The 17,919-nt window shown below is 53.7% G+C and carries 16 protein-coding genes; 10 read left to right on the top strand and 6 right to left on the bottom strand.

Annotated features, from left to right (window positions below; translation table 11 throughout):
- Positions 1-5: 5 nt before the first annotated feature.
- The 6 genes from HVX64_RS12595 to pspA all read right to left on the bottom strand — a co-directional run bounded on the left by HVX64_RS12595 (position 6) and on the right by pspA (position 4,730).
- Positions 6-1,298, bottom strand: a complete 1,293-nt coding sequence (locus tag HVX64_RS12595; protein ID WP_044257746.1) for an ABC transporter substrate-binding protein — start codon at positions 1,296-1,298, stop codon at positions 6-8.
- A gap of 13 nt (positions 1,299-1,311) precedes the next feature.
- Entirely contained in the window at positions 1,312-3,021 is a 1,710-nt protein-coding gene (locus HVX64_RS12600) for a sugar phosphorylase (RefSeq protein WP_275943504.1), read from the bottom strand.
- 159 nt (positions 3,022-3,180) lie between these two features.
- A complete protein-coding gene (pspD, locus tag HVX64_RS12605) occupies positions 3,181-3,405 on the bottom strand; it encodes a phage shock protein PspD (protein WP_044257743.1) in 225 nt (74 codons plus the stop codon).
- An 18-nt stretch (positions 3,406-3,423) separates the two neighbouring features.
- Positions 3,424-3,783: an envelope stress response membrane protein PspC gene (pspC, locus tag HVX64_RS12610; protein WP_043000555.1), complete on the bottom strand. Its 360-nt coding sequence runs from the start codon at positions 3,781-3,783 to the stop codon at positions 3,424-3,426.
- Positions 3,783-4,007: an envelope stress response membrane protein PspB gene (gene pspB, locus HVX64_RS12615; protein ID WP_042318763.1), complete on the bottom strand. Its 225-nt coding sequence runs from the start codon at positions 4,005-4,007 to the stop codon at positions 3,783-3,785. Before pspB ends, pspC begins: the two co-directional genes overlap by 1 nt.
- A 54-nt stretch (positions 4,008-4,061) precedes the next feature.
- Positions 4,062-4,730: a phage shock protein PspA gene (pspA, locus tag HVX64_RS12620; protein ID WP_043000554.1), complete on the bottom strand. Its 669-nt coding sequence runs from the start codon at positions 4,728-4,730 to the stop codon at positions 4,062-4,064.
- 168 nt (positions 4,731-4,898) lie between these two features.
- On the opposite strand from pspA, the gene pspF reads away from it, so the two are divergent.
- From pspF to pdeR, 10 genes are all read left to right on the top strand, one after another.
- Positions 4,899-5,873: a phage shock protein operon transcriptional activator gene (pspF, locus tag HVX64_RS12625; RefSeq protein WP_044257740.1), complete on the top strand. Its 975-nt coding sequence runs from the start codon at positions 4,899-4,901 to the stop codon at positions 5,871-5,873.
- Positions 5,874-5,985: 112 nt separating this feature from the next.
- On the top strand, positions 5,986-7,629 hold the full coding sequence (gene sapA, locus HVX64_RS12630) for an ABC transporter substrate-binding protein SapA (protein WP_044257738.1): 1,644 nt from the start codon (positions 5,986-5,988) through the stop codon (positions 7,627-7,629).
- Positions 7,626-8,591 carry a peptide ABC transporter permease SapB gene (sapB, locus tag HVX64_RS12635; protein WP_043000551.1) on the top strand — a complete coding sequence of 322 codons (966 nt, stop codon included), beginning with the start codon at positions 7,626-7,628 and terminating at the stop codon, positions 8,589-8,591. Before sapA ends, sapB begins: the two co-directional genes overlap by 4 nt.
- On the top strand, positions 8,578-9,468 hold the full coding sequence (sapC, locus tag HVX64_RS12640) for a peptide ABC transporter permease SapC (RefSeq protein WP_043000550.1): 891 nt from the start codon (positions 8,578-8,580) through the stop codon (positions 9,466-9,468). Before sapB ends, sapC begins: the two co-directional genes overlap by 14 nt.
- On the top strand, positions 9,468-10,460 hold the full coding sequence (sapD, locus tag HVX64_RS12645) for a peptide ABC transporter ATP-binding protein SapD (RefSeq protein ID WP_043000549.1): 993 nt from the start codon (positions 9,468-9,470) through the stop codon (positions 10,458-10,460). The genes sapC and sapD overlap by 1 nt, the downstream gene beginning before the upstream one ends.
- A gap of 1 nt (position 10,461) precedes the next feature.
- Entirely contained in the window at positions 10,462-11,268 is an 807-nt protein-coding gene (gene sapF / locus HVX64_RS12650; RefSeq protein ID WP_043000548.1) for a peptide ABC transporter ATP-binding protein SapF, read from the top strand.
- Positions 11,269-11,390: 122 nt separating this feature from the next.
- On the top strand, positions 11,391-12,179 hold the full coding sequence (gene fabI, locus HVX64_RS12655; protein ID WP_043000547.1) for an enoyl-ACP reductase FabI: 789 nt from the start codon (positions 11,391-11,393) through the stop codon (positions 12,177-12,179).
- Between the two features lie 200 nt (positions 12,180-12,379).
- The gene (locus HVX64_RS12660; protein ID WP_181825026.1) at positions 12,380-13,519 is read left to right on the top strand and encodes a carboxymuconolactone decarboxylase family protein; all 1,140 of its coding nucleotides are present in this window, start codon (positions 12,380-12,382) and stop codon (positions 13,517-13,519) included.
- A gap of 89 nt (positions 13,520-13,608) precedes the next feature.
- Positions 13,609-15,543, top strand: a complete 1,935-nt coding sequence (locus HVX64_RS12665; RefSeq protein ID WP_044257734.1) for an exoribonuclease II — start codon at positions 13,609-13,611, stop codon at positions 15,541-15,543.
- Between the two features lie 247 nt (positions 15,544-15,790).
- Positions 15,791-17,782 carry a cyclic di-GMP phosphodiesterase gene (pdeR, locus tag HVX64_RS12670; protein ID WP_044257827.1) on the top strand — a complete coding sequence of 664 codons (1,992 nt, stop codon included), beginning with the start codon at positions 15,791-15,793 and terminating at the stop codon, positions 17,780-17,782.
- Positions 17,783-17,919 lie beyond the last annotated feature (137 nt).

Here is a 17,919-nt window from a genome sequence, read left to right on the forward strand (position 1 = left end):
ACCCATCAACGCTGCCCTACCAGGGCATCCAGTTTTTGCTGGCTTTTCTGAAGCGTTGTCGGGAGATCGGCTTTGCCTACCGTCACGTTATGTACCGTCGTGCTTATCACGCCGGAACCGGTGACGTCCCCCATACGGGTGAAGTTCTTATCCCCTACCGCGCCAAAAACCTGAATATTCGGTAGCTCAGCAATGAGTTGTGCCGGGAGTTCACCTAACGCTTTAATCACGCTGTTGTTTTGCCAGGTTTGGGTTTTTACGACCTCCTTATTGACCGGCAACGCAGCGCCCGGCGACATCATCACCCAGTCAGCGATGTTGTCTGCCTGTTCCATAAACGCGACAAACTTCTCGGCTGCCGCCGTCTCCTCTTCTTTTTGCCCATTCGTGATCGTCAGTGAGGTCAACATGCCATAAACGGCCGCTGTCTTTTCGGTCGGAACCACAAAGCCCACGTTCTGGGGATCCCCTTCTTTAATTATCGCGGGGAGAATGTAGGTGGAATAAATCGCCATCGGCGCAGTACCATTCATAAAGGCATCTTTCACCTCCATGATGTCGTTAGAGCCCGGCATCGTGGTGGCGGCCAGATCGCGGTAATATCCCAACGCCTGATTCATTTCAGGCGTGTTGAACGTGATGTGGCCCTGGGCATCAAAGACGTTGGCATTATTGGATAAGGCAAACTGCGAGAATGATTGCTCCGTCAGCACGCTTTCTGCGGTCGGCAGGGCAATGCCATATTTTTTATGCGCCGGATCATAGAGTTTTCGCGCAGCGGCAAGCAGCGTTTCCCAGTTTTTCGGTTCATCCAGTCCCGCCTGAGCAAGGATGTCTTTGCGATACCAGATACCGCCGATCCAGGCGCTCACCGGAACCCCTGTCCACGCGCTGCCATCTTCGGTACGAACGATGCGCAATACGCCATCGTAGAAGATATCTTCCCCGACCTTCTGAATGACGTTCGCCACCGCATCCCGATCGATTAACTGCTCTTTATCCATGACCTTGGCATAGTCATGACTGGTTTCGATCACTTCCGGTAGCGACCCGCTTCTCGCCAGCGTAATAACTTTGGTGTTATAGGCATCTTCTTCAACTGGAACCTGTTTAACACTGATATCCGGGTTCGCTTTTTCAAAGCGTTTAATCAGCGTGGTAATAACGGCCTGGCGCTCCTGTTCCACAGAAGAGTGCATAAACTCAATTGAAACATGGGCGGGTTTATCATCCTTACAACCAGAAATCAGGGCGCAGGAAACCAGTGCTGATAACAGCACCATTTTAGTTTTGATCATCAGATATTCCTTTTTATTTTTTAATCCACATAACCTGCCAGGGTTGCAGTGTTAATGTCTCTCCGGAAACACTCACTCCGCTAATTAAATCAACGCCTGTATAAATACTGGCATCAATGATTTGTTGGCGATCGCTAAAATTAAAAAGTGCATTGATTTTTTCATGTTCATCGGTCGAGCGAATAATCCGCAGAACAGAAGGTGTCAGACAGCGAATATCAAACATGCTCTCGGGATGAAACGCCTTATTACCCCTGCGAATAACAATTAATCGGGACAACGCCTGATAAATCTCATGACGAAGAGAACCTTCAGTCATCAATTCCTGTTCAATTGATTTTTGCTCATATTTTTTTCGGTTAATAGCCCGGTTATAACCGTGTTTTTCGACGCCTTCGTAGTCATTGCGCGACCCCAGAATGCTCTGAATATAAATCGCAGGAACGCCAGGGAAGGTTAATAGCAGAACATGGGTGAGAATAAATTTGGCAAGGCGTTCTTCATCGCTGTCATCCTGATGGCCTAACGCATCCATCCAGGTCACATTTAATTCATACGGACTCCGGGTGCCATCTGGATTATTTTTCCAGTTCACTAAGGCCCCTTCTTTCTGCAGATCCGTCACCAGTGTCAGAATATCGTCTTCCGCTAACAGCCCGCGCAGTGGATTCAATCCAATGCCATCATGCGAAGCCAGAAAGTTGAACCAGGTGGTCTCTGTCGAAGGTAATGATAACGACTGCGCCCATTGGCACAGCACCCGGCAATCCTGGCGATGCAGGGAGTGCAGGACAAGTGGCGGCAAAGAGAACTGATAAACCATATGTGCTTCGTCATGCCCGTTACCCAGATAGGAAACATTGTCTTTGTGCGGGACATTGGTCTCAGTAATGATGACCGTGCCGGGGGCAACCTCATCTGCTATCGCGCGAAATAACTTGATCAGTTGATGCGTTTTTTCCAGATGAATGCAGGTCGTACCCGGCGTTTTCCACATGTAGCCAACGGCGTCCAGACGTACATAATCGGCTCCGTGTTCCAGGTAGGTCAGCAGTACGTCAATCATGGCAAGTAGCACGTCCGGGTTACTGTAGTTGAGATCAACCTGGTCTTCGCTAAATGTCGTCCATAAATAACGAACGGATTTATCCTGCATGGTAAACGGTGTTAATAACGGCAATGCCCGTGGACGCGTTACGGCATGTAAATCAGTCTCTGGGTCCATCTCAATAAAAAAGTTTTCGTATCCAGGAGCTTGCCGCAAATAACGTTCAAACCAGTCACTTTTTGCTGACATATGATTGCAAACAAAATCAAACATCAAACAACAGGAGCGGTTTAACTCACGAATATCATTCCACTCGCCGGCTTCGGGAGACACCTGATAGTAATCAATAACCGAAAAACCATCATCTGATGACCAGGGGTAAAATGGCAAAAGGTGAACATGTGAGAATACCGAGGAAAACCAGCGCATCCAGAACTGATTAAAGGTTGGCAGCGGTTTTTCTTTCTCGCTATGAAATTGATCGGCATACGTAATGAGCACCACATCACTTTCATCCCAATGAGGTTTACGCTTTTTATTAATAATCTTACGCGCCCTTTCCATGCGCATTTTTAATGACCCATCGTGAAGCCCTGTCCATGTATCGCCATAGACGGCGCTGAGGCATTCCTTAATTTTTCGGTTCACTTTGTTTTTCCGTGGTAGCGGTCCCATGACAAAAAAGACTACTCTCGAGGAAATTAACTGTCAATGCAGTGAAAGAGGTTAAAAGCAGGAATTAATAGAATTTTAGCAGCTCAACAATCGATTTGTGAGCTGCCGCAAATTAATAACCAGGATGTGATTTAATTGTTAAAAAGAAGGCAATGGAAATTAACTTCCAGAATAACGTTTTGAAATTTTCGCCGCCATACGGCTTAAAAACGGTTCCAGAGCCAGCGCCAGCAACATTTTTAGCGGACGACGGGCGACGGATTTTACTGCCCACCCTGCGACACCCGCGGGGCCGTAGCGTAGCGCAGTCAGAAGCACCAGCTTACCTGCTATTTTCATACCGGGTTTTACCTTTTGCCCGGCGCGTAGCCAGCGATTATTCATCTCAGCTCTCTTAATGACTTACAATTGACGGAAACGGCTACGCAAAGTAAACGTGTCCGAGGTGACATAACGCTCCATTTCACGTAAGCGTTTCTCCCCCGCCGCCAGTTCTTTATCGACGATATCCAATAGCTCACCGCTGGACGGTTGCTGCTCGCCTGCGGCAAGGTTATCCGGCATCGGATCAAGCACAAATGCCAGAATGATGTAGACGACCAGGGTAAAAAAGGCCAGCCCGAAGAAGATCGACAACACCACTAAAATACGCACCAGTTTTACCGGCACATCCAGATACTGCGCGATCCCTGCGCACACGCCTCGCAGCATGCCCTGCTGCGGAATACGCCATAATTTTTTGTTCAGATCAATACCGCCCATTAGCGATCCCTCCAGTTCGGATGTTCCGCATCGAGAATATCTTCCAGCGCCTGAATACGTTCACGCATGCGCTGCGCGTCATCGGTCAACTGAACTAAACGTTGCTGTTCGCTTTGCGATAATTCTCCGCGACTGGAACGGTTGCTGTAATGCAGCCATAGCCAAATCGGTAACACAAACAGCACGAAGATGGTTAACGGAATGGCCAGAAATAGCGCGCTCATGAGGTCTCCTTACAGGTGATGAGCGGCGGCGCGTTCGAGCGCCGCCAGGTATTATTATTGCTTGTCTTGCTGCATTTTGGCTTTCAGTTGCGCCAGTTGTTCGCTGATTTCATCATCCGCTTTCAGGTCGGCAAACTGCTGATCCAACGTTTTCTGTTTGCCAAAGTTGTGGCTTTCAGCTTCCGCTTCCATGTGGTCGATGCGACGCTCGAAAGATTCAAAGCGCGCCATCGCTTCATCCAGCTTACCGCTGTCCAGTTGACGACGCACGTCACGGGATGAGCTGGCGGCCTGATGGCGCAACGTCAGCGCCTGCTGACGGGCACGGGTTTCGCTGAGTTTGTTCTCCAGCTCGCCAATCTCTTTTTTCATGCGCGTGAGCGTATCGTCCACCAGCGTCACTTCATGCTCCAGATTGCCAATCAGATCGGTCAACTTCTGTTTTTCGATCAGCGCGGCGCGGGCCAGATCGTCCTTCTCTTTACGCAGCGCAAGCTCCGCTTTCTCCTGCCACTCTGCCTGCTGAGCCGTCGCCTGTTCGATGCGGCGTGATAACTGTTTCTTTTCCGCCAGCGCACGTGCCGAATTGGAACGCACTTCAACCAGCGTATCTTCCATTTCCTGAATCATCAGACGAACCAGCTTCTGCGGATCTTCCGCTTTCTCGAGCAGTGCGTTGATGTTGGCATTCACGATGTCGGCGAAACGAGAAAAAATACCCATAATTCTATCCTCACATTTTTCTGATGTCGGGCGATGCCCTGCTGATTCTCTAATACAATCCGCGTGCCAACTTTTTAATTTATTGATTTATATTGAGATGTACGGTTTTACCTCGACGAGAAAACAGAGTAAAGTGGTGAAATACACTAACATGTGGTGAAATTCATCATGGCAGAATACAAAGATAATTTGTTAGGGGAAGCCAACAGCTTTCTGGAGGTACTGGAGCAGGTTTCCCGCCTCGCACCGCTGGACAAACCGGTACTGATTATCGGCGAGCGCGGTACCGGTAAGGAACTGATTGCCAACCGTCTGCATTATCTCTCCTCTCGTTGGCAGGGGCCGTTTATTTCGCTTAACTGCGCGGCGCTGAATGAAAACCTGCTCGATAGTGAACTGTTCGGTCATGAAGCCGGGGCGTTTACCGGTGCGCAAAAGCGCCATCCCGGACGTTTTGAACGGGCCGACGGCGGCACGCTGTTCCTGGATGAACTCGCCACGGCCCCAATGCTGGTACAGGAAAAGCTGCTCAGAGTGATTGAGTACGGCGAGCTCGAGCGCGTCGGCGGCAGTCAGCCATTACAGGTAAACGTCCGTCTGGTTTGTGCGACCAATGCGGATCTTCCGTCGATGGTTAACGAAGGATCCTTCCGGGCAGATTTGCTTGACCGACTGGCGTTCGACGTGGTGCAACTGCCGCCGCTGCGCGAACGTCAGGCGGATATCATGCTCATGGCAGAACACTTTGCTATTCAGATGTGCCGGGAAATTCGTCTGCCGCTGTTCCCCGGATTTACAGCGTATGCCAGAGAGACGCTGCTTAACTACGCCTGGCCGGGAAATATCCGCGAATTAAAAAACGTGGTCGAACGTTCGGTATACCGGCATGGCACCAGCGAAACGCCGCTGGATGAGATTGTGATCGACCCATTTAAACGCCACGCGCCAACGTCCCCTGCCGCTGAAACTGCAGCAACGGGTCCTTCGCTGCCCCTCGATTTACGTGCGTTTCAGCAGCAACAGGAGAAAGAGCTGCTGCAAACCAGTCTGGAACAGGCAAAATTTAATCAGAAACGGGCGGCGGAATTACTCGGGCTGACCTATCACCAGTTGCGCGCATTGCTCAAAAAACATCAGATTTAGCGCGTCTCACCCCCTGATTGCGCATATTTACGCCAGTTGCCCGCAGACATTTGTACCTCGCGGGCTATAGTGCGATACACTTTGCAAATCGTACCTAAAAACCTTAAAAATTATGCGCCTGGTTTTATCGTCTCTGATCGTGATGGCTGGACTTCTGAGTGGTCAGGCTACTGCTGCGCCTGAAACCGCCCCACGTGAAGATATTCGTGACAGCGGCTTTGTCTATTGCGTGAATGGACAGGTCAATACCTTCAATCCGCAAAAAGTGAGCAGCGGGCTGATTGTCGACACGCTCGCCGCCCAGCTCTATGATCGGTTGCTGGATGTCGATCCCTATACTTATCGTCTGGTCCCGGAACTGGCGGAAAGCTGGGAAGTGCTGGATAACGGCGCCACTTACCGCTTCCATCTGCGCCGCGACGTGGCGTTTCAGAAAACGGACTGGTTTACGCCTACGCGTAAACTGAATGCCGACGACGTGGTTTTTACCTTTCAGCGCATCTTTGATCGCAACCATCCGTGGCATAACGTCAACGGCGGCAATTTCCCCTATTTCGACAGTCTGCAGTTCGCCGATAACGTGCAGAGCGTGCGTAAGCTCGACAGTCACACCGTGGAATTTCGCCTGACGAAGCCGGACGCCTCTTTCTTATGGCACCTCGCAACCCACTATGCGTCCGTGATGTCGGCGGAGTATGCTGATCAACTGACAAAACAGGATCGCCAGGAACAGCTTGACCGCCAGCCGGTTGGCACCGGCCCGTTCCAGCTTTCCGAGTATCGCGCTGGACAATACATCCGCCTGCAACGTCATGACAAATTCTGGCGGGGCAAGCCGCTGATGCCGCAGGTGGTAGTGGATCTCGGATCCGGCGGAACCGGACGTTTATCGAAACTGCTTACCGGCGAATGTGACGTGCTGGCCTGGCCCGCCGCCAGCCAGTTGACGATCCTGCGCGACGACCCACGCCTGCGCCTGACCTTGCGTCCGGGGATGAACATCGCCTACCTGGCGTTTAATACCGACAAGCCTCCGCTGAATAATCCGGCGGTTCGCCACGCGCTGGCGCTGTCCATTAATAACCAGCGTCTGATGCAATCTATCTATTACGGCACGGCAGAAACGGCGGCCTCTATTTTACCTCGCGCCTCGTGGGCCTATGATAACGAGGCTAAAATAACAGAATACAATCCGGCCAAATCTCGTGAGCAACTCAAAGCGCTGGGGCTGGAGAATCTGACGCTGCGCCTGTGGGTGCCGACCAGTTCACAGGCGTGGAACCCGAGCCCGCTGAAAACCGCTGAACTTATCCAGGCGGATATGGCGCAGGTTGGGGTGAACGTGGTGATTGTACCGGTTGAAGGTCGTTTCCAGGAGGCGCGGTTGATGGACATGAACCATGATCTGACGTTGTCCGGCTGGGCAACCGACAGTAACGATCCGGACAGTTTCTTCCGCCCGTTGCTCAGCTGCGCGGCCATCAATTCACAGACTAACTTCGCCCACTGGTGCAACCCGGAGTTCGACAACGTGCTGCGCAAAGCGCTCTCTTCTCAGCAGCTTTCTGCGCGTATTGATGCGTATGATGAAGCGCAGAACATTCTCGCTAAAGAGTTGCCCATCCTGCCGCTCGCCTCGTCACTGCGCCTGCAGGCCTATCGGTATGACATTAAAGGCCTGGTGTTGAGCCCATTTGGTAATGCCTCTTTCGCCGGCGTGTCGCGCGAAAAAAACGATGAGGTGAAAAAACCATGATTATCTTCACCTTGCGTCGTTTGCTGTTGCTGATGGTCACGCTGTTTTTTCTGACCTTTATCGGCTTCAGTCTGAGCTATTTTACGCCGCATGCGCCGCTACAAGGCGCATCGTTGTGGAATGCCTGGGTGTTCTGGTTCAATGGCCTCATCCACTGGGACTTTGGCGTCTCCAGCATCAACGGACAGCTTATCACTGAACAGCTCAAAGAGGTGTTCCCGGCCACGATGGAGCTATGCACGCTGGCGTTCGGCTTTGCGCTAATGGTGGGGATTCCGGTGGGTATGCTGGCGGGCATTACCCGCAACAAGTGGCAGGACCGCTTGATCAGCGCCCTCGCCCTGCTCGGCTTTTCAATCCCCGTGTTCTGGCTGGCACTGCTGCTGACCCTTTTCTTTTCCCTGACTCTCGGCTGGCTGCCGGTGTCGGGCCGATTCGATCTGCTTTACGAAGTGAAACCGGTCACCGGTCTGGCTATTGTCGATGCGTGGATCTCTGACTCTCCCTGGCGGGATGAGATGGTGATGAGCGCAGTGCGCCATATGGTGTTGCCGGTGCTGACGCTGGCGGTTGCGCCGACCACCGAAGTGATTCGCCTGATGCGTATCAGTACCATTGAGGTGTTTGATCAGAACTACGTGAAGGCTGCGGCCACGCGCGGTTTGTCACGATTTACGATCCTGCGGCGCCATGTACTGCATAACGCCTTACCGCCGGTGATCCCCCGCCTGGGCCTGCAATTCTCAACGATGCTGACGCTGGCAATGATCACCGAGATGGTCTTTAGCTGGCCTGGTCTCGGTCGTTGGTTGATTAACGCCATCCGTCAGCAGGACTACGCAGCGATATCCGCAGGCGTGATGGTCATTGGTTCGCTGGTCATCATCGTCAACGTGATTTCCGATATTTTGGGTGCTATGGCTAACCCTCTGAAACATAAGGAATGGTATGCCTTACGATAGCGTTTATAGCGAAAAGCGCCCGCCAGGTACGCTGCGCACCGCATGGCGCAAATTTTATGGCGATACTACGGCAATGGTTGGCTTGTACGGCTGTGCAGGGCTGGTGGTACTGTGCCTGTTCGGCAACTGGTTTGCGCCGTATGGCATCGATCAGCAGTTCCTCGGCTATCAGTTGTTGCCGCCCTCCTGGTCACGCTATGGCGAAGTCTCTTTCTTCCTCGGTACTGACGATCTGGGACGCGACGTCCTGAGCCGACTGCTCAGCGGCGCAGCCCCCACCGTGGGCGGCGCGTTTGTCGTTACGCTCGCCGCAACGCTGTGCGGGCTGTTTCTCGGCGTGGTCGCCGGAGCAACGCACGGTCTGCGTTCTGCCGTGCTGAACCATATTCTCGATACGCTGCTGTCGATTCCGTCTCTGCTGCTGGCGATTATCGTTGTCGCCTTCGCCGGGCCGCATTTAACCCATGCCATGTTTGCCGTCTGGCTGGCGCTGTTGCCACGCATGGTCCGTTCGGTCTACAGCATGGTGCATGACGAACTGGAAAAAGAGTACGTCATCGCGGCGCGTCTTGATGGCGCCTCGACGCTGAACATCCTCTGGTTCGCCATATTGCCCAACATTACCGCAGGACTGATCACCGAAATCACCCGCGCGCTGTCGATGGCGATACTGGATATTGCCGCGCTCGGTTTTCTCGATCTTGGCGCGCAGCTCCCCTCTCCCGAATGGGGTGCGATGCTGGGCGATGCGCTGGAGCTGATTTACGTTGCGCCGTGGACGGTGATGCTGCCCGGTGCAGCCATCATGATCAGCGTCCTGCTGGTCAACCTGCTGGGTGACGGCGTTCGCCGCGCTATCATTGCGGGGGTGGAATAATGCCATTACTGGATATCCGCAACCTGACCATTGAATTTAAGGCCGGTGAAGAGTGGGTCAAAGCCGTCGACCGCGTCAGCATGACCTTAAGCGAAGGGGAAATTCGTGGGTTGGTGGGTGAATCCGGCTCCGGTAAGAGCCTGATTGCCAAAGCCATCTGCGGCGTTGCCAAAGATAACTGGCGCGTCACCGCCGACCGGATGCGTTTTGACGATATCGACCTGCTGCGCCTTTCGCCGCGTGAGCGACGTAAACTGGTGGGACATAACGTTTCGATGATTTTCCAGGAGCCGCAGTCGTGTCTGGATCCGTCCGAGCGCGTGGGTCGCCAGTTGATGCAAAACATTCCGGCATGGACGTACAAAGGCCGCTGGTGGCAACGTATTGGCTGGCGGAAACGTCGCGCCATTGAACTGCTGCACCGCGTCGGGATTAAAGATCATAAAGACGCCATGCGCAGCTTCCCGTATGAACTGACCGACGGTGAATGTCAGAAAGTCATGATTGCCATTGCGCTGGCGAATCAACCGCGACTGTTGATTGCGGATGAGCCGACCAACGCGATGGAGCCGACCACTCAGGCGCAGATCTTCCGCCTGCTGACGCGCCTGAATCAGAACAGCAATACTACCATTTTGCTGATCAGCCATGACCTGCAGATGCTCAGCCAGTGGGCGGACAAGATTAACGTGCTGTACTGTGGTCAGACGGTGGAAACCGCGCCGAGTAAAGAGCTGGTGACGACGCCCCATCACCCATACACCCAGGCACTGATCCGCGCTATTCCTGACTTTGGTAGCGCCATGCCGCACAAAAGTCGTCTGAACACCATGCCCGGAGCCATCCCTTTGCTGGAACAATTGCCCATCGGTTGCCGTCTTGGGCCACGCTGTCCCTACGCACAGCGCGAATGTATAGAAACGCCGCGTCTGACCGGGGCGAAAAATCATCTCTACGCCTGTCATTTCCCCCTCAACATGGAGAGAGAGTGAGATGGTTGAGACCTTACTTGAAGTTCGCAATCTGAGTAAAACCTTCCGCTACCGGACAGGCTGGTTTCGCCGTCAGACCGTAGAAGCCGTGAAACCGCTGAGCTTTACCCTCCGTGAGCGACAGACGCTGGCCATCATCGGCGAGAACGGTTCCGGCAAATCCACGCTGGCCAAAATGCTGGCAGGAATGGTCGAGCCAACCAGCGGCGAGTTACTGATTGACGATCATCCGCTCGAATTTGGTGATTATTCGTTTCGCAGTCAGCGCATTCGCATGATTTTCCAGGACCCGTCGACCTCGTTGAACCCGCGTCAGCGTATTTCGCAAATCCTCGATTTTCCGTTGCGCCTGAATACCGACCTTGAGCCGGAACAGCGACGCAAGCAGATTATTGAGACCATGCGGATGGTAGGACTGCTGCCCGATCATGTCAGCTATTATCCGCATATGCTGGCGCCAGGACAAAAACAGCGTCTGGGACTCGCCCGCGCGATGATCCTGCGCCCGAAAGTCATTATTGCCGATGAAGCGCTGGCGTCGCTCGATATGTCGATGCGCTCGCAGTTAATCAACCTGATGCTGGAATTGCAGGAGAAACAGGGTATCTCTTATATCTACGTCACCCAGCATCTTGGCATGATGAAACACATTAGCGATCAGGTTCTGGTGATGCATCAGGGGGAAGTCGTCGAACGCGGCAGTACCGCCGATGTACTGGCCTCTCCGCTGCATGAACTGACAAAACGATTAATCGCCGGTCATTTTGGCGAAGCGCTGACGGCCGATGCCTGGCGAAAAGACCGTTAACCGCTCTCCTGTTGTGGTCGGACTCGATCGCCCGATGTCACATGTTAAAATGACCGCGCTTTAACGGCACTGGCCCCCTAACCGAGGCCGGTCGCCACAACATTCACATAAGGATTTAAGCTATGGGTTTTCTTTCCGGTAAGCGTATTCTGGTAACCGGTCTTGCCAGCAAACTGTCCATCGCCTGGGGTATCGCTCAGGCGATGCACCGCGAAGGTGCGGAACTGGCATTCACCTACCAGAACGACAAACTGAAAGGCCGTGTGGAAGAATTTGCTGCTCAACTGGGTTCAGACATCGTTCTGCAATGCGATGTCGCAGAAGATGAAAGCATCGACACCCTGTTCGCAGAGCTGGCCAAAGCCTGGCCGAAATTTGACGGTTTCGTTCACTCGATCGGTTTTGCCCCTGGCGATCAGCTGGACGGCGACTACGTGAACGCGGTCACCCGCGAAGGCTTTAAAATCGCTCACGACATCAGCTCCTACAGCTTTGTGGCAATGGCGAAAGCCTGCCGTTCTATGCTGAATCCGGGTTCTGCCCTGCTGACGCTCTCCTACCTGGGCGCTGAGCGCGCGATCCCGAACTACAACGTAATGGGGCTGGCAAAAGCGTCTCTGGAAGCGAACGTTCGGTATATGGCGAACGCGATGGGCCCGGAAGGTGTACGTGTTAACGCCATCTCTGCCGGTCCGATCCGGACTCTGGCCGCCTCCGGCATCAAAGATTTCCGTAAAATGCTGGCGCATTGCGAAGCGGTAACCCCGATTCGTCGTACCGTGACTATCGAAGATGTGGGCAACTCTGCAGCCTTCCTGTGCTCCGATCTGTCCGGCGGTATCTCTGGCGAAGTGGTTCACGTTGACGGCGGATTCAGTATCGCTGCAATGAACGAACTGGAACTGAAATAATCGTGCCGACCTCCCCCGTGGGCGGCGCCCTGCCGCCCATGCTCTTAACTCTTCCCAGCAATATAGCTTTTTGATCTTTGTTATCACGCAACAATCTTTCATCCCTTCCCCCGCTTACGCCAGGATAAAGCAGCGAGAACGATCCGGCGTGATTCGACGACGACGTGTCCGGGTCGCCACATACAGACCAAGGAACGCCCATGGAACAACGCCGATTCAACGGCAAAAGCCACTGGTATCATGAAACCCAGTCTAGCACCGGTCCGCAGGACGTGTTGCCGCTGGTGCCCGAAGCCGCACACGTTGAAGACCGCTTTCTGTTGGATTTGGTGATCCCTGAAGATGCGCTTTTACCCTTTCAGTCCTGGCTGCAACCGGCCCGCCATCTTGCTCATGAACTGTTTCCTGACACCGTTTTGTTGAACCGCCTACATACCTTCAGCGCCTATGAACGCATGAGTACCGCGTTGACGGTCGCCCAGGTGTATGGTGTTCAGCGGCTTTGCAACCACTATGCCGCCCGTTTGACGCCGCTTCCCGGCCCGGATTCGTCACGTGAAAGTAATCACCGGCTGGCGCAGATTACTCAGTACGCGCGCCAGCTCGCCAGTTCACCCTCAGTGATTGATAACCGCGCGCGCCAGCATTTATGCGATGTTGGCCTTTCTGCGTGGGATATTGCATTGATGAACCAAATCATCGGCTATGTCGGTTTTCAGGCGCGTGTCGTCGCTACGTTTCAGGCATGGCTGGGGCAACCGGTACGCTGGGTGCCAGGTCTGGACACGCAATCATTCGCCGACGTATCCCTGTTTCAGCAACCCGATTCCACCTGGCACTCGGCGCACGAGCAGGTCGAACTGCGCTTCGCAACGGCGGAACAGTTGGAGTGTCTGTCGTGTTATCAGCCAATCGCCGCCCTTCAGCCCATCGCTCCTAATCTGGTTCATCAACCGACGCTGCTTACGCTGCTCGGTACCCTGCTTAAAAGCACATTGTCCATTGAGTCCCCCGCGCACAATTTCACCACACTACTGACATCGCGAATTAACGGCAGTGCAAGCTGCTTTAACCAGCAGGCGACGTCAGTGGAATTCGCCGACTTACTGCGCCAGAGCGAACACGAAATAGAACGCCGGGAACAACAGCAGCCGGTTGAGCGTCCGCTGTTCCAGGCGATACAATTGCTGACGCGGGCCCCCGATCGTTTCAGTGCCGCGCAGTTCAACCCGTTCAACGAGTCCTGTACCTCCGTTGAACAGGCAATCAACCTGCTGGCCTGGTCGGGGTTATGCGGATGGCTGAATCGTCTGAAAATCGCGCTGGGCGAGACACATTAACCCTTTCATTGCCATAAAGAGCGCTTGCCGCATCAGGTACTTTCGCGTAAAACTGTCAGCCGCTCTTATGGCCACGAAAATAGACAAATATGTTTCAGGACAACCCGCTGCTAGCGCAGCTTAAACAGCAACTGCATTCCCAGACGCCACGTGCTGAAGGGGTGGTAAAAGCCACGGAAAAAGGCTTTGGCTTCCTGGAAGTCGATGCGCAAAAAAGTTATTTCATTCCACCGCCGCAGATGAAAAAAGTGATGCATGGCGACCGTATCATCGCCGTCATCCACACTGAAAAAGATCGCGAATCTGCGGAGCCGGAAGAGCTGGTTGAGCCGTTCCTGACCCGCTTTGTCGGTAAAGTACAGGGTAAGAACGATCGCCTGTCCATCGTGCCGGATCACCCGCTGTTGAAAGACGCCATTCCCTGCCGCGCCGCTCGCGGTGTGGAGCATGAATTTAAAGAGGGTGACTGGGCCGTTGCTGAAATGCGCCGTCATCCGCTCAAAGGCGATCGCACCTTCTTCGCCGAATTAACCCAGTTCATCACGTTTGCCGACGACCACTTCGTCCCCTGGTGGGTCACCCTGGCGCGGCATAATCTTGAAAAAGAAGCGCCGGATGGCGTAGCGACGGAAATGCTGGATGAAGGGCTGGAACGTCAGGATCTGACAGCGCTGAATTTCGTTACTATCGATAGCGCCAGCACGGAAGATATGGACGATGCGCTGTATGCCGAAGAACTGGCTGACGGCAAATTGCAACTGACCGTGGCGATTGCCGACCCTACCGCCTGGATCGCCGAAGGCAGCAAACTGGATAACGCCGCGAAAATCCGGGCGTTCACTAACTATCTGCCGGGCTTCAACATTCCAATGTTGCCACGCGAACTGTCTGACGACCTCTGCTCACTGCGCGCCAATGAAGTGCGCCCGGTACTCGCCTGTCGCATGACCATTGCCGCAGATGGCACCATTGAAGATGACATCACGTTCTTCGCTGCCACCATTGAGTCAAAAGCAAAACTGGCTTATGACAACGTCTCTGACTGGCTGGAAAACCGCGGTCGCTGGCAGCCTGAAAGTGAAGACATCGCCCAGCAGATTCGTCTGCTGCAGCGTATTTGCCTGAGCCGTGGTGAGTGGCGTCATCAGCATGCGCTGGTGTTTAAAGATCGCCCAGACTACCGCTTCATTCTCGGCGAAAAAGGTGAAGTGCTCGATATCGTCGCAGAACCGCGTCGCATCGCGAACCGGATTGTCGAGGAATCCATGATTGCGGCCAACATCTGTGCCGCACGCGTGCTGCGCGACAAACTCGGCTTTGGCATTTACAACGTTCACCTGGGCTTTGACCCGGCCAATGCCGATGCGCTGGCCGCGCTGCTGCAATCTCACGGAATGCATGTGAACGCCGAAGAAGTATTAACTCTGGAAGGCTTCTGCAAGCTGCGTCGTGAACTGGATGCGCAACCGTCGGGTTTCCTCGACAGCCGTATTCGTCGCTTCCAGTCTTTTGCGGAAATCAGCATTGAGCCGGGTCCGCACTACGGGCTGGGTCTGGAGGCTTACGCCACCTGGACGTCACCGATTCGTAAGTATGGCGATATGATCAACCATCGCCTGCTGAAAGCCGTCATCAAAGGTGAAACCATTAACCGTCCGCAGGAAGAGATCACCGTACAGATGGCTGAGCGTCGTCGCCTGAACCGCATGGCGGAACGCGATGTTGGCGACTGGTTATATGCCCGCTTCCTGAGTGATAAAGCGGGCACGGATACCCGCTTCGCGGCGGAAATCATTGATGTCAGCCGTGGCGGGATGCGTGTACGTCTGGTGGATAACGGCGCGGTAGCCTTTATCCCTGCGCCATTCCTGCATGCGGTGCGCGATGAACTGGTTTGCAGCCAGGAGAGCGGCACCGTCCAGATCAAAGGTGAAACCGTCTATAAAGTGACGGATGTGATTGATGTCACCATCGCCGAAGTGCGGATGGAAACCCGCAGCATCATCGCCCGTCCTGCCGCCTGACGACCTGCCCAGTAACGGCCTTTCTTTTCAGGAAAGGCCGTTTTCTTTCCCCCAAATCGCCATTCTCTCACTACACTCTGACTGTCAGCCGGATATATTTTCTACAGCGCCTATGCTTTTTCCCGGTTCTGAATTACAAATAAATACATAAACAAAACAAGATGTTCAGCTACCGTAATTTTTAATTAACGCTGGCTAATCCCTTCCATTCAGGGTTGTTTGTGCTTTAAGCGGGAGGGTGTTCATGATGAAAGACAGTCTGGAGTCCACAACGTTGTATAGCTTTTTGGGTACTCACGCGCCTTACTGGCGTTTGTCAGAAGATTCCAACACCCTGCATTTGTCCGTCACCGAAGCGACCGACCGAGTGGAGAGCGTTGAGCTTGCGCCCGAGCAAGCCGAACGGATCCGTGAAATGACCGTCATCACCTCCGGTCTCATGATGACACTCCCCTTTGAAGACAACGATGTCCCGGTGCACCTGGTGGGCCGCAAAATTAACAAACATGAATGGGCTGGCAGTGCGTCGGCCTGGCACGACACCCCTTCTGTTGCGCGTGACCTGGTCAAGGGGCTCTCGTTTGCTGAACAAGTAGTGACAGAAGCCAACTCGGCGATTGTGATCCTCGACAGTCGGGGTAACATTCAGCGTTTCAATCGCCTGTGTGAAGAGTACACCGGGTTGAAAGAGCAGGAAGTGATTGGACAGAGCGTCTTTAAACTCTTCATGAGCCGCCGGGAAGCCGCCGCTTCGCGTCGCAACATCAGCGGCTTCTTTCGCAACGGCAACTCGTATGAAGTGGAACGCTGGGTAAAGACCCGCAAGGGACAGCGTCTGTTCCTGTTCCGCAATAAATTTGTCCACAGCGGCAGCGGTAAAAACGAAATCTACCTGATCTGTTCCGGTACGGACATCACGGAAGAACGACGTACGCAGGAACGGTTGCGCGTGCTGGCGAATACCGACACGATTACCGGGTTGCCAAACCGCAACGCTATCCATGAACTGATTAATGAGGCCATCGAACAGGCTGGCGACAGTCAGGTGGGTATTGTTTATCTCGACCTGGATAACTTCAAGAAGGTGAACGATGCCTATGGTCATATGTTTGGCGATCAGCTTTTGCAGGCGGTATCGTTAGCCCTCCTGAGCTGTCTGGAAGAGAATCAACTGCTGGCACGTCTCGGCGGTGACGAGTTTATTGTGCTGGCCAGCCAGACGTCTCAGAGCTCGCTTGAGGCGGTCGCCTCGCGGATCCTCACCCGATTGCGCCAGCCCTTTCGTATCGGCCTCATAGAAGTCTATACCGGCTGTTCTGTCGGTATCGCGATGGCGCCTCAGCACGGCGAGGACAGCAGCAACCTGATCCGCAATGCGGATACCGCAATGTACACCGCCAAAGAAGGCGGACGTGGCCAGTTCTGCGTTTTCTCGCCAGAAATGAACGAGCGGGTATTCGAATACCTGTGGCTGGACACCAACCTGCGCAAAGCGCTGGAAAACGATCAGTTACTGATTCACTATCAGCCGAAAGTGACCTGGCGAGGTGAAGTCCGCGGCCTTGAGGCGCTGGTGCGTTGGCAGTCCCCTGAACGTGGGCTTATCCCTCCGCTGGAGTTCATCTCATACGCTGAAGAGTCCGGGCTGATTGTGCCGCTCGGCCGCTGGGTGATCCTCGATGTTATACGCCAGGTCGCGAAATGGCGGGATAAAGGCATAAACCTGCGCGTGGCGGTTAACATCTCTGCCCGGCAACTGGCTGATCAAACGATTTTCACCGATCTGAAGCGCGTATTGCGCGAGCTCAATTTCGAATATTGCCCTATTGATGTCGAACTGACGGAGCGTTGCCTGATTGAGAACGAAGAACTTGCGCTATCCGTCATTCAGCAGTTTAGCCAGCTTGGCGCTCAGGTGCACCTGGATGACTTTGGTACCGGTTATTCCTCGCTTTCGCAACTGACACGTTTCCCAATTGATGCCATTAAGCTGGATCAGATTTTTGTCCGCGACATTCACAAAAAGTCGGTGTCACAATCGATGGTGCGCGCGATCGTCGCCGTGGCACAGGCTTTGAATCTCCAGGTGATTGCCGAAGGTGTGGAGAGCGCCAAAGAGGATGCTTTTCTGACGAAAAACGGCGTCAATGAGCGACAAGGTTTTTTATTTGCCAAACCGATGCCTGCCGTTGCGTTTGAGCGCTGGTACAAACGTTACCTCAACAAGAAAAAGCGCTAAGCCAGCAATATGATCATCCGGGCGAAACGGGAAGTATCGCTTTTCGCCCTATTCATATCTGTCTGTAATCGCGGAATATATAATATTCCCCAAAGGTTCAGGTCTGGCTGAATTTTCCCTTCTCTTTTGCCGCCATT

Source organism: Citrobacter sp. RHB20-C16, from assembly GCF_013890155.1.
GTDB lineage: Bacteria > Pseudomonadota > Gammaproteobacteria > Enterobacterales > Enterobacteriaceae > Citrobacter_A > Citrobacter_A amalonaticus.

Bases quoted from the DNA above. Each gene is read 5' to 3' on its own strand.
- HVX64_RS12595 (WP_044257746.1), bottom strand. From the start codon at position 1,298: ATGATCAAAACTAAAATGGTGCTGTTATCAGCACTGGTTTCCTGCGCC.
- HVX64_RS12600 (WP_275943504.1), bottom strand. From the start codon at position 3,021: ATGGGACCGCTACCACGGAAAAACAAAGTGAACCGAAAAATTAAGGAA.
- pspD (WP_044257743.1), bottom strand. From the start codon at position 3,405: ATGAATAATCGCTGGCTACGCGCCGGGCAAAAGGTAAAACCCGGTATG.
- pspC (WP_043000555.1), bottom strand. From the start codon at position 3,783: ATGGGCGGTATTGATCTGAACAAAAAATTATGGCGTATTCCGCAGCAG.
- pspB (WP_042318763.1), bottom strand. From the start codon at position 4,007: ATGAGCGCGCTATTTCTGGCCATTCCGTTAACCATCTTCGTGCTGTTT.
- pspA (WP_043000554.1), bottom strand. From the start codon at position 4,730: ATGGGTATTTTTTCTCGTTTCGCCGACATCGTGAATGCCAACATCAAC.
- pspF (WP_044257740.1), top strand. From the start codon at position 4,899: ATGGCAGAATACAAAGATAATTTGTTAGGGGAAGCCAACAGCTTTCTG.
- sapA (WP_044257738.1), top strand. From the start codon at position 5,986: ATGCGCCTGGTTTTATCGTCTCTGATCGTGATGGCTGGACTTCTGAGT.
- sapB (WP_043000551.1), top strand. From the start codon at position 7,626: ATGATTATCTTCACCTTGCGTCGTTTGCTGTTGCTGATGGTCACGCTG.
- sapC (WP_043000550.1), top strand. From the start codon at position 8,578: ATGCCTTACGATAGCGTTTATAGCGAAAAGCGCCCGCCAGGTACGCTG.
- sapD (WP_043000549.1), top strand. From the start codon at position 9,468: ATGCCATTACTGGATATCCGCAACCTGACCATTGAATTTAAGGCCGGT.
- sapF (WP_043000548.1), top strand. From the start codon at position 10,462: ATGGTTGAGACCTTACTTGAAGTTCGCAATCTGAGTAAAACCTTCCGC.
- fabI (WP_043000547.1), top strand. From the start codon at position 11,391: ATGGGTTTTCTTTCCGGTAAGCGTATTCTGGTAACCGGTCTTGCCAGC.
- HVX64_RS12660 (WP_181825026.1), top strand. From the start codon at position 12,380: ATGGAACAACGCCGATTCAACGGCAAAAGCCACTGGTATCATGAAACC.
- HVX64_RS12665 (WP_044257734.1), top strand. From the start codon at position 13,609: ATGTTTCAGGACAACCCGCTGCTAGCGCAGCTTAAACAGCAACTGCAT.
- pdeR (WP_044257827.1), top strand. From the start codon at position 15,791: ATGAAAGACAGTCTGGAGTCCACAACGTTGTATAGCTTTTTGGGTACT.